Below are 11,460 nucleotides of genomic sequence, written 5' to 3'. Positions count from 1 at the left end.
ACGACCTGCGATCATCCCCGGCTGAGGACCTCTGGTCCTAAATACCCGAGCGCATGCGCGAGTATAACGCTGGCAGGGATGCATTCATGCACGCCACGAGCGGCTGTTTTTCCGGAGCAAAACTCCTCATCCGGGGAGCTACCCTCCAAACAAGTCATGAAAATCAGGATGAAGCCAAGTACCGGGCCAGTCTTTCCAGCTTTGCACCAGGCCAGCCTGAAAGGGGTTATTCAGGATGTACCAAACTACTCTGGTGAAAGTTCCTTCCCGCACATCGCGGTCAAAATAATTGGGCGCCCAGAAACTGCTCCCGCTGGTGCCAAGCAGCTTGTTGCATTGATTAGCCGTGAAGCTTTTATGTGTTTTCATAATGAGTGCGGGGTCAAGAGCAGACTCTCCTTCAGGGCCACGTAAAAGAACATGGACATGGTTTGACATGACGCAAATGGCATACACATACAAACCGTATTCCTTAACCAGCCAATGCCAGGAGTCGATTACTATTTTTGCAAGTTTCTCCTCTTTTAGGTGATACGGGCCATTGGATTTTTCGTGCAGGGCTTTTTCTAAAAGGTTTTCAATGCCTTCTCCAATTTCTTCAAGACATTGATCTGCAAAGTGTTTATAAACCTGATCCGGAAGCGCATTGATTTTTGCTTCTGCCTGGAGAAAGAGTGCCTCGCGCCCTCTCTTTAATTCCTGAATCACGGATACTGGAAGGCTGCCAGCTAATCGGTAAACAATATGAACGGGGACGTGACCGATAGGCCGGTGTTTCATCTGGCGATTTAAAGTGTACATATGAATAAAACTATGGTAGGTTTTGGACTTGAGCAAATATCCCTTTCTCGGCTTCCGCCTCGTGCTTTCGGAGCGGAGCTCCTCATCCGGGGATTATCGGTTTTCTATTGACATTCTAATTGTATGCGACGTTCCCAGGTTGAGGACCTCCGGTCCGAAATGCCCGAGCGCATGCGCGAGTGTGACGTTGGCATGGATACCTTCATGCACGCCGCAAGCGGCTGAGCTTTCGGAGCGGAGCTCCTCATCCGGGAACTTTCCCCTGCTCCTTTAAGCCTCTTCTTGCACCTGCGTCTGCGCCTGAAAAAGCAGGAATGAAATTTTTGCCTGTTTGATATTGTTAAGGTTGTACGAACTATTTGACTCCCTGACACCCTGACTCCCTGACTATAAACTTATCTTCGCACCCGCAAAAGATCAATATGGAACGCAGCGAACAAGAACTCGTCCGCAGAGACAACCTGGCAAAAATTCGTGAAATGGGCATCGAGCCCTTTCCCGCGCCTACCTTTCCCGTTACTCACCTCGCCGAGGAGATCAACGCAAAGGCGGAATTTGACGATGATAAGATGTCAACGAATTTTAAAGAAGTCACCATCGCCGGCCGCCTGATGGCCCGCCGCATTATGGGGAAGGCGGCTTTTGCCAGCATTCAGGACAGTTCCGGTCGCATCCAGATTTACGTTAGCCGAGACGACATCGCCCCCGGCGAAGACAAGGCCCTCTATAACACCCTGTTCAAGAAGCTGCTCGACCTGGGTGATTTCATCGGTGTTACCGGCCACGTGTTCCAGACCCGGACGGGAGAAACCTCCGTTCACGTCAAGGAATTTACCTTCCTGGGCAAGAGTCTGCGTCCGCTGCCAGTCGTTAAGACGGACGACGACGGTAATGTTTACGATGCTTTCTCCGACCCCGAGTTGCGCTACCGTCAACGCTACGTTGACCTGGTGGTGAATCCACACGTGAAGGAAGTTTTCCTGAAGCGTACCAAGCTCGTCACCGCCATCCGGACTTTCCTCGACGGTATGGGCATGGTAGAAGTGGAAACGCCGATCCTGCAGGCCATCCACGGCGGGGCGGCTGCCCGCCCTTTCGCAACTCACCACAATACGCTGGACATTCCGATGTACCTCCGTATCGCCAACGAGCTGTACCTGAAGCGCCTCATCGTCGGTGGCTTCGACGCAGTCTATGAGTTCAGTAAGAACTTCCGCAACGAGGGGATGGACCGGACGCACAACCCCGAGTTCACCGCCATTGAGTTCTACGTAGCCTACAAGGACTACAACTGGATGATGGATACCACGGAGAAGATGCTGGAGTACATCATCAAGACCGTCAACGGCGGTGACAACGCTACGGTGATGGCGGACGGGCACGAAATTAATTTTGCCGGCCCCTACCGTCGCCTGCCCATGGCCGAGGCCATCAAGGAATACACCGGGGAAGACATCAGCGGTGCTGACGAAGACGAACTACGCGCCATCGCCAAGCGCCTGCACGTGGAACTGGACAAGACGATGGGCCGCGGCAAGATCATCGATGAAATCTTCGGTGACCACGTAGAGGCCAAGCTCATCCAGCCTACTTTTATCACCGACTACCCCGTTGAGATGTCACCCCTGACGAAGAAGCACCGCAGCAAGCCCGGCCTGGTCGAGCGCTTCGAGCTCTTCGTGAACGGCAAGGAAATTGCTAACTCTTACTCCGAGCTCAACGACCCGATCGACCAGCGCGAACGCTTCGAAGAGCAGGTCGAACTCGCCAACCGGGGAGACGATGAAGCGATGCCCATCGACGAAGACTTCCTCCGTGCCCTCGAGTACGGTATGCCCCCGACGGCCGGTATCGGCTTCGGTATCGACCGCCTGGTGATGCTGGTAACGGGACAGAAGTCTATCCAGGAAGTGTTGTTCTTCCCGCAGATGAAGCCGGAAAAGGCGGAAGGCGGAGAGGAGTAGGGCGCGGACGCAGGTGCAAGGCGAACTCTCAAGCTCGAAGAGCTTCATAACACAGCCCCGGCTTTAGCCGGCCAATGAGTAATTAGCTCATTTTATGACAAAGGGATAGGCCTTCCTTCCCTTTTCGTACATTCGGCGCAAACTCCCCGCCCATGTCCCGCCCCTGGTATGCCCGCATCCCGTCCCCGCTGATTATGTTAATGCTCATCGTGCTGGCGGTCGGGGCTATGACCTGGCTATTGCCTGCAGGGCTGTATGAGCGGGTGGCCGTAGACGGCCGGATGCGCGTAGTGCCGGGCAGTTACCACGAGGTGGAGGCTTCACCACTTAACTTGTTCGACATTTTTCGGGCCTTCCCGGACGGGTACAAACGAGCGACACCGATCATTTTCATCTGTCTGGTCAGTGCCCTGATGTTTTCCATTCTGGAGGCAACGATGACGATTGAAAACGTTGTCGGCAAGGTGGTAAGCCGGATGGGCAGCAAGCACGCGGAGCTGCTGATTGTCCTGCTGACCTTCGTGTACGGTGCGCTGGGCATCATGGTCGGTTATGAGAATAATATTGCGACCATCCCGATTGCAGCGGTGGTGATGCTGGCACTGGGCGGAGACTTAATTCTGGCTGCCGGGGTGAGCATTGGCGGCATGACGGTTGCCTTCGGCCTCTCGCCCATCAATTTCTATACGGTGGGGAACGGGCACCTAATCGCGGATCTACCGCTCTTCAGCGGCTGGGCGCTGCGCTCGGTGGTCTGTGCCGGCGGCTTACTGCTGATGGCCTGGTATAACGTCCGCTATTACCGGCGGCTGAAGGCCGACCCGGAAAGTGGCATCGGCCGCGGGCTGGATGTCTCCGGCATGCAACTGAGTAAACCGCTGAACGAATACAGCATCACGCCGCGGAACTGGTGGCTGCTGACGGTGTTTTTGGCCGGACTGGGCATTGTCCTTTACGGTGTTTTCAAATGGGAGCTGCACATCAACGATACTTCGGCCATCTTCCTGATGGTGATGGTGGTGTGCGCCCTGACGAGTGGTCTCTCCGGCCGGGAGGTGACGGAGGCCGGCTTTAAATCCATCGCCCAGATGGCCCCGGCAACCTTCATCATCGGGATGGCAACTACCGTGAGCGTTATCATGGAGCAAGGGCAGATTCAGGACACCATTAGCCACGGGCTGGCGCAGGCACTGAGTGGTTTGCCGACCTATGCGTCTGCCGTAGGGATGTCCATCGGGCAGAGCGGCCTGAACCTGCTCATCCCTTCGGGGAGCGGACAGGCGATGGCGACGCTTCCGGTGATGATCCCGCTGGGGGAGGCGCTGGGGCTGAGCCCCCAGATCTCCATCCTCGCCTTCCAGATCGGAGACGGGGTGACGAACCTGTTCAATCCTTCCCTGGGCGGGCTGGTGGCCATGCTGTCGCTTTGCCGGGTACCTTTTGATCGCTGGCTGCGCTTCGCGCTGCCGCTGACGGGGATGTTGCTGGTCTGGGCCTGGGTAGGGCTGCTGGTGGCGGTGGCGATTGGGTATAGCTAGGGAGGGAGGAGTCAAGGAGTCAGATAGTCAAGCAGTCAGATAGTCAAGCAGTCAGATAGTTGGGGATAGGGCGCAAACGCAGGTGCAAAAGAGGGTTTGGAGAGCAAAGTGTCGCTGGCAAACGCCCACTTTTGTTTTAGGCTTGATGCGCACGAGACGGAAGCGTTTCATTAGCTTGAAATGGGCGGGTTATTTTTTTGGAATTAGCCGTTGGCTTTTCTAGTTGGCTGTTTTTCTTCACTGCTCCCAATCCAAACATGGCACCTGCGTCTGCGCCCGCCAAACAATACTGCTCCGGCTTACGCTTTAATTCAATAAAGCCCCTATGGAAAACTGGTTAATTGCCTCCCTGCCGATCATCCTTAAGACGGCCGCCTCGTGTATAATGATTATGGCTACGATCCTGATCATAGTGAGAATTTACGGTCTTCGTTCGTTTGCGAAAATGTCTAGTGTTGACTTTGCTTCCACCATTGCCGTTGGCTCCATTTTGGCTGCAGTAGCCATGAATACGGGGCAGAGCTGGTTGAAGGGCACGGTTGCGATGCTGTGCATTATTGGCTTTCAGCAATTGTTCTCTTACGGGAAACGTCACTTTGACTGGCTGGAAAACATCGGTGAAAACCAGCCCGTGCTGCTGATGCGAAAGGGCGAAATTTTTCAGGAGAACATGGCGAAATCCGGTGTTACGCACGCTGATTTGATGGCCAAGCTTCGCGAGGCTAATGTGCTCCGGCTCTCTGAAGTAAAAGCTGTTGTTTTCGAAACAACCGGTGATGTTTCGGTGCTTCACGGCGACGAAGATTCGGTAGTGGAAGAATGTTTGCTGGAAGGTATTCGGGGATAACCTTAACTTCCCCGGCTGTGCCTATATTTACCGCCCGATGATTCACCCATTCAACCGGACGGAAAAACTAGAGCGCGAGCTTCACCTGCGGCAGCTGCAGGTACGCCGTCTGCTGCAGATCACGCAGGCGATCAACAACAACGTTGCAGCCGAGGATCTTTTTGATATGTACCGGGCATTTCTGCGCAAGGAATTGGGTGTTACCCAAATGGTACTGTTGGTCCGCAACAGCCAAAAGGATACGGAATGGGTGCTGGCTACTCAGATCGGGCAATCCGAGGCACCGCTGCCGGGGATTGACCTGGGGGCCGCCCTCGGGAAATTTACCCGTCCGGGACTAATTGAAGGCAATAACCCCACCTTTATCGCACAGTTTGAGCACGTGGTGCCGGTCTTGCACAAAGAGCGGCCTATTGCCTACATCCTCATCGGTAGGTTTGAGGAAGAGGATGATATGTTCGAACGGGTGCAGATTATCACCACCATCACGAACGTAATTGCGGTAGCGATTGAAAATAAGCGCCTCTTCCGCCGACAACTGGAACAGGAACGGCTGGAGGCCGACCTTGATCTGGGCGCTACGGTGCAGAAAATGCTGATTCCGGAGTTATTCCCGATTACGGATCAATACGAGATCGATACTATTTACAAGCCGAAGCTCGGGGTAGGCGGGGACTACATCGATTTCCAGGAATTTGAGGACGGCAAACTCGTCTTTTGTATCGGAGACGTTACGGGTAAGGGGGTGTCCGCGGCCCTGCTCATGGCCAACTTTCAGGCGAATTTCCATACGCTGATCAAAAAGCGGTCCAGCCTTCGCGAGTTTGTCATTGACATCAATAAAGCGGTTTACGAAATTACCCAGGGGGAGCGGTTCATTACCTTCTTTGTGGCGGAGTACGATCTGGAAAGCCATAAACTCCGTTACGTAAACGCCGGACATCCGCCTGCTGTGCTGGTGCATGATCAGGGCATTAAGCTGCTTACCGAAGGCACACTGGTTTTGGGATCTATTGATGAGTTGCCGATGCTGGAGGTTGGCGAAATTGATTTGCCGAGTCAGGCGTTAGTGGTCACCTATACCGACGGTTTGACGGATTTGCAAAATGCCGCAGGAGAGACGCTGGATGAGGAAATACTTTACAACTTCGCGAAGCGGCAGCACGGGCGGTCAGCGGCTTCCTTCAACGGCGCGCTCAAAGTTATGCTGGACGACTTTCGTCAGAACTCCGAATATCCGGATGATCTGACGGTGCTGACCTGCCGGATTTTCCGGCCGGAGTAGTGTAAGGTTAACCCGTGAGGCGGGCCCGTTGACAGTCAGGAACGACCTGATTGTCGAAAAATGAGAATAAACAGAACGAAATTGATCCTTTAGCCGTTAATTCGTTGCACATGAAGGACAAAAATCTAGCGGCCGTACTTGCTTTCTTCGGAGGTCCCATGGGGCTCCACCGTTTCTATCTCGGGCAAATCGGCCTTGGCATACTATATATATTCGTTTTCCCCCTGGCTGCCGTCATCGGGGTGATTGACGCCATTGTGTTTCTGAGCATGGATCAGGAAGCCTTTGACCGGAAGTACAACAAAGAGCAGGTTCCGGCCAGTCTTGGTCATACTAACCGCAGGCGTGGTCAGGCACCCCGCCAGCAGCAAGCTCCGATGAATGACCGGGAGCGCCGCTACCGCCAGCGCCAACAGGAGCGTTCGCTGCGCGAGCAAAGCCGCCAACAGACGCGTGCTAACCGCACGAATACGCAAGCCCGCCGAAATGCGCCGGCGAGCCGACCCGTTCAAACAGGGGCGGCAGAGCGAAAGGCCGGTCTGCGCTACTTCAAAGACTTCGAATACGACCGGGCCATTATCGCTTTTGGAAAAGCATTGGAGAAAAACCCCCGGGACGTAGCCAGTCATTTCAACATCGCTTGCTCCTACAGTTGTGAAGAACAGGCTGATAAGGCTTTCTATCACCTTGACCGGGCCATTGCGCTTGGCTTTGACGACTTCGAGCGTATACGGGCGCACGACAGTCTGGCTTTCCTGCGGGTACAGCCAGGTTACACGGAGTTTGAACTAAACGGTTACCGCCTGGCACCCGACCGTAGCGCTGAAGAAACAGTTCTGGAAAACCCCATCCGTGAAGAAGAGATGGTGGAACTTCCCGAAATTAGTGAAGATCTGCTGGAGCAGCTCCAGCGGCTGGCTACCCTTAAGGAAAAGGGACTGTTGACGGAAAACGAATTCGTTACCCAGAAAAAGCGCTTACTCAGTTAGTCCGGTTTTTCGGGCAACAGTTACCCGTATTGTTAATTTTTCCTCTGTGAAACAAACGAGGAGTATTCCCCTTTATCTTCACGTCTTATCTTTCTATCCCAGATGACCGCAGAAGCTTTAATTACCGATGCCCTTGTTCCCCTCCGCCCAACCGATACCGGTGAAGAGGCGCTTGGGATAATGAATGAGTTTTACATCCGTCACCTACCCGTCGTTGATGATCAGGAGCTGAAGGCGGTAATCTCAGAAGATGACATTCTTAATGCGGATGCCCTGGAGCCCGTGAGCAGTTATCGCCTGCCCTCACAGCCACCTGCCGTGTTCCCGGATGATCACGTTTATGACGTCATGCGCCTGTTGGTTGAGTATAAGTTGACAGTTGTGCCTGTCATCAATCGGGAAGGCGATTATATCGGGATGGTTACCAATGAGGACCTCCTGCGCTTCTTTGCTGAAAGCAGCACTTTCCGCGACCCCGGCTCTATCGTTATCCTCGAGATGGGGCGCCACGATTACAGCCTGGCGGAAATCGCCCGCATCGTGGAAGGTGATGGAGCCGTCATCCTCAGCAGTTTCGTCAACACCTTTCAGGACACTAACCGTACGGAAGTAACCATCAAGGTTAACAGCCAGAACATTGGCGCTACGCTGGCCACTTTCGAACGATTCAACTACAAAGTGAAGGCAAGCTTCAATGAGAAGCAATTGCAGGATTCCCTGCGGGAGCGCTATGATAGTTTAATGAATTATTTGAACGTGTAGAGGGAGAGGGTGTTGGCTGTTTTTTTTAGTGTTTTGTCTGTATATTTGAGTAAAATTCTCAAATAACGTGCTAATATCGTTTTCTCTGGCTAATTTTCGTTCTATTAAGGAGAAGCAAACACTTTCCTTAGTGGCTGATGCGCTCAAGGAACAATTCGAGTTGCTGAATGAAAATCTCCTGACTGATACAGGTGGGGTTCCTCTGCTCAGGACGAAGGTTTTGTATGGAGCGAATTCAGGAGGAAAGACCAACGTGCTGCTTGGATTATTTACCTTTTTAAATTTGATCACAGCTTCAAGCTTAGAGGCAGACCTGACTACTGTCAGACCGTTTTTGTTAACGGATTATACTGCGGAAGAAGCTAGTGAGTTCGAAATCGTTCTTTCTGTCGAGCAAAAAATTTTTCGATATGGTTTGGCTGCGACGACGACTAGAGTTACAAAGGAGTGGCTATATGTAAGACAGGGTAGCGGTAAAGAGTCTATGGCCTTCACGAGGGAAGGGAACAACGTTAAGTTTGGTGCTAAACTCCGTACGCAGTGGTCTCCGTTGCCAACTTTGGTGAAAGATGAGCGACGTGGGCTTATTCGTGACCGTGGCTTGGTGTTATTGCAAGCGTTGAATCTGAGTATCCCTCAGGCGCAAAAATTTCGAACGGAACTAGGGAAAATATCGGTCATTTTGGGCCAGGGGTTTCCTGGTGCATTGCGAGCCCGCTTGATGAATACCTTTAAAGATCCACAGGTTTTGCTGAGGATTCAGGGTTTTCTCCATGGCTTAGGGATTGACGTGGAAGAACTACGTTATCTGGATAAAGATTCTGTTCTAGAAATAGGCGTTACAAATGGAGAAGCTAAAGAGCTGATTACTAAACTAAGCGAACCAACTATCCTGTTTGCGCATAGAAGCGTAGATAAGCAAGGCAAAGAGATAAAACCTATTGCATGGCCAATGGAGCACGGCGAATCTCTAGGTACCCAAAAAGTTTTCTGGCTAGCGGCCTTTATTATTTCTGCTGTAGAAAACGGTGAAGTTTTGGTCGTTGATGAATTTGAAGCAAGCCTGCACCCCCTCCTTTCAGAAGCGATTGTCGACACATTTCAAAACCCGCAAACAAACCCTGCTGGTGGGCAGCTGATCATAGCAACCCATGATACGAATTTACTCAGCCCTGGTTTACTAAGGAGAGACCAGGTCGCTTTTGTCGAGAAGGATAGCCAAGGAGCATCAGAATTGTATTCCCTTTCCGACCTAACGGGAGTACGCAATGATAGTACTTACGAGAAAGACTACTTGGCCGGAAAGTACGGCTCAGTACCAGCGCTAGACTTTCCACTATTAACTCCTGAAAAGAGCGAATAGATGGGCAGAGGAAAACAACGGAGAACCCGCTTTGCTTTATTGATTGTATGTGAAGGAGAGCAAACTGAAAAGCACTATTTTCAGTCTTTTAAATCGGATAAGCTTCACCTGGATGTCCGCCCATATGTAGGGCAGCCACGACAGATTGTACTCCGCGCTGAGTCATTGATGGCAAGAAAATCTTACGATGAAGTATGGGTTGTATTTGATCTGGATTATGATGCTTCACCTGGATCAGAACAGTATCAGGAGTTTGAAAAAGCAATCAAATTAGCTAAAGAAAAGGGCTGCGAAGTTGCTTATACAATTGATGCTTTCGAACTATGGTTTCGCTTACACTACGAACGGATTACCAGCTCATTGGATAGAAAAGCACTCTACAAAGATCTTTCAAAACGTTGGAGCATCAATTATGAAAAAGACGGGAAGCGGGCAGATTTTGCGAAAGCCATTCCGCAAAGATTGAGTGCTGATGAGGCTGCGGATGTAATGAAAGCCATTGACCGAGCTAAAGCGATGTTTCATAAGCGAGGAGGTTTGCCCCTAGTTGATCGCAACCCCATAACTACAGTACATTTACTAGTGGAAAGGTTGCTTTCATTTCAAGATTGATTACTCCCTGATTTTCAATGTTGACAAACCACTAGAGGTAGCCATCAGCCTCTAAAATAAATGTTGGTTAGCGCAGCTACCTACGCTAACCAACAAAACCTACATCACCTCCCGCCCCGCCATTTCCAGCAGTGCCTTCGTCTTACGGATGCCTTCATCAGCACTCAGGCTGCTGCCTTCGTACTCGATGCCGATCCAGCCGGTGTACCCGGCAGCTTTGACGGTTTTCAGAATTTTGGTGTAATCAGAGTGTGTCTCCCGGCCATCGGGGCCGAAGTCGTGAGATTTGGCGGAAACGGCTTTGGCGTAGGGCATGAGCTCCTTCACGCCCTGGTAGCGGTCGTACTCGGTTTTACAGCCGTCAGGACTGCGTTCGATGCAGAAGTTGCCGAAGTCAGGCAGGGTGCCGCAATTATCCATACCCGTAGCGGCGATGACACCGGAGAGCCAGCTGCCGTCCGAGCTCCAGCCGCCGTGGTTTTCCACGATGACGTTGAGGCCGGCAGTCTGGGCGTATTCGCTAAGTTTAGCGAGGCCTTCGGTGGCGGCCTTGGCGACTTCTTCGCGGCTGCCTTCACCGGCAGCGTTGACACGGATGCTATGGCAGCCGAGGAATTTGGCGGCGTCAACCCACTTGTGGTGATTCATGACGGCTTCCATCCGCTTTTTGGGGTCGGAGTCTCCGAGGTTACCCTCCCGATCAATCATGATGAGAACTGATTGTACGTCGTGATCCATCGCCCGCTGCTTCATCTGCTTCAGGTAGTCCATGTCCGTGGCCTTGTCCTTGAAGAACTGATTGACGTATTCGATGCCACCGATGCCGAAGTCTTCCCGGGCCTTTTGGGCAAAGTCCAGATTATCCATTTCTCCGGCGAAGAGGGCTTTGTTGAGGCTCCATTGGGCAAGGCTGATGTCAAACCAGAGGGGTGTTTCCGCAGAGGGGGCCATGTCTGCATCGGTTGTTTCTTCGGCCATCGCTTCCGGAGAGCTGCCACAGCCGAGGTAACCGACGGTGCCGAGGAGGCCGAGCCCAAGGCTGGCTTTCGTAGAGCGGGAAAGGAATGTTCTTCTTTGCATGATGTGTTTCGTTTAATTAGTACGTAGATACGGAATTCAGCACAATTAAAGTGCTTTTGGGCGGGGGACCGCAGGTGCAGGGGGAAGTCCTCCGTCGGCCGGCGCTCAGCGGTAACGGAGGCTGTTCGCTGGCTGGAGCTAATGAATTTCGTCTGAATCACTATCTCTACCCTCGTTTCCTGCGAACCGGTCAGCCGGCTTAAACAAAACCTGCAGCCC

The 11,460-nt window shown here is 52.4% G+C and carries 10 protein-coding genes; 8 read left to right on the top strand and 2 right to left on the bottom strand.

Annotation, left to right across the window (positions count from 1 at the left end; translation table 11 throughout):
* Positions 1-138: 138 nt before the first annotated feature.
* Positions 139-837 carry a transposase gene (locus BM123_RS10830; protein WP_139211843.1) on the bottom strand — a complete coding sequence of 233 codons (699 nt, stop codon included), beginning with the start codon at positions 835-837 and terminating at the stop codon, positions 139-141.
* 386 nt (positions 838-1,223) lie between these two features.
* On the opposite strand from BM123_RS10830, the gene lysS reads away from it, so the two are divergent.
* The 8 genes from lysS (at position 1,224) to BM123_RS10790 (ending at position 10,161) form a co-directional block, all read left to right on the top strand.
* The gene (gene lysS, locus BM123_RS10825; protein WP_090168180.1) at positions 1,224-2,765 is read left to right on the top strand and encodes a lysine--tRNA ligase; all 1,542 of its coding nucleotides are present in this window, start codon (positions 1,224-1,226) and stop codon (positions 2,763-2,765) included.
* Between the two features lie 152 nt (positions 2,766-2,917).
* On the top strand, positions 2,918-4,303 hold the full coding sequence (locus BM123_RS10820; protein ID WP_090168178.1) for a YfcC family protein: 1,386 nt from the start codon (positions 2,918-2,920) through the stop codon (positions 4,301-4,303).
* A gap of 325 nt (positions 4,304-4,628) precedes the next feature.
* Positions 4,629-5,150, top strand: coding sequence for a DUF421 domain-containing protein (locus BM123_RS10815; protein ID WP_090168176.1), 522 nt, complete (start codon positions 4,629-4,631; stop codon positions 5,148-5,150).
* Positions 5,151-5,187: 37 nt separating this feature from the next.
* Positions 5,188-6,435, top strand: coding sequence for a PP2C family protein-serine/threonine phosphatase (locus tag BM123_RS10810; protein WP_090168174.1), 1,248 nt, complete (start codon positions 5,188-5,190; stop codon positions 6,433-6,435).
* Between the two features lie 110 nt (positions 6,436-6,545).
* Positions 6,546-7,424: an NINE protein gene (locus tag BM123_RS24435; protein ID WP_090168172.1), complete on the top strand. Its 879-nt coding sequence runs from the start codon at positions 6,546-6,548 to the stop codon at positions 7,422-7,424.
* Between the two features lie 102 nt (positions 7,425-7,526).
* Positions 7,527-8,186, top strand: a complete 660-nt coding sequence (locus BM123_RS10800; RefSeq protein WP_090168169.1) for a CBS domain-containing protein — start codon at positions 7,527-7,529, stop codon at positions 8,184-8,186.
* Between the two features lie 67 nt (positions 8,187-8,253).
* A complete protein-coding gene (locus tag BM123_RS10795; RefSeq protein WP_090168168.1) occupies positions 8,254-9,549 on the top strand; it encodes an AAA family ATPase in 1,296 nt (431 codons plus the stop codon).
* Complete coding sequence (locus BM123_RS10790; protein ID WP_090168166.1) at positions 9,550-10,161, top strand: RloB family protein; 612 nt, start codon at positions 9,550-9,552, stop codon at positions 10,159-10,161.
* Positions 10,162-10,260: 99 nt separating this feature from the next.
* Here the strand turns inward: BM123_RS10790 and BM123_RS10785 are convergent, their stop codons facing one another.
* Positions 10,261-11,241 carry a sugar phosphate isomerase/epimerase family protein gene (locus BM123_RS10785; RefSeq protein ID WP_090168164.1) on the bottom strand — a complete coding sequence of 327 codons (981 nt, stop codon included), beginning with the start codon at positions 11,239-11,241 and terminating at the stop codon, positions 10,261-10,263.
* Between the last annotated feature and the right edge of the window lie 219 nt (positions 11,242-11,460).

This window comes from Neolewinella agarilytica (assembly GCF_900110645.1).
In the GTDB taxonomy this organism is placed as follows: domain Bacteria; phylum Bacteroidota; class Bacteroidia; order Chitinophagales; family Saprospiraceae; genus Neolewinella; species Neolewinella agarilytica.
The sequence above is the reverse complement of the archived record's forward strand: the minus strand, read 5'-3'. Positions and strand labels throughout refer to the sequence as shown.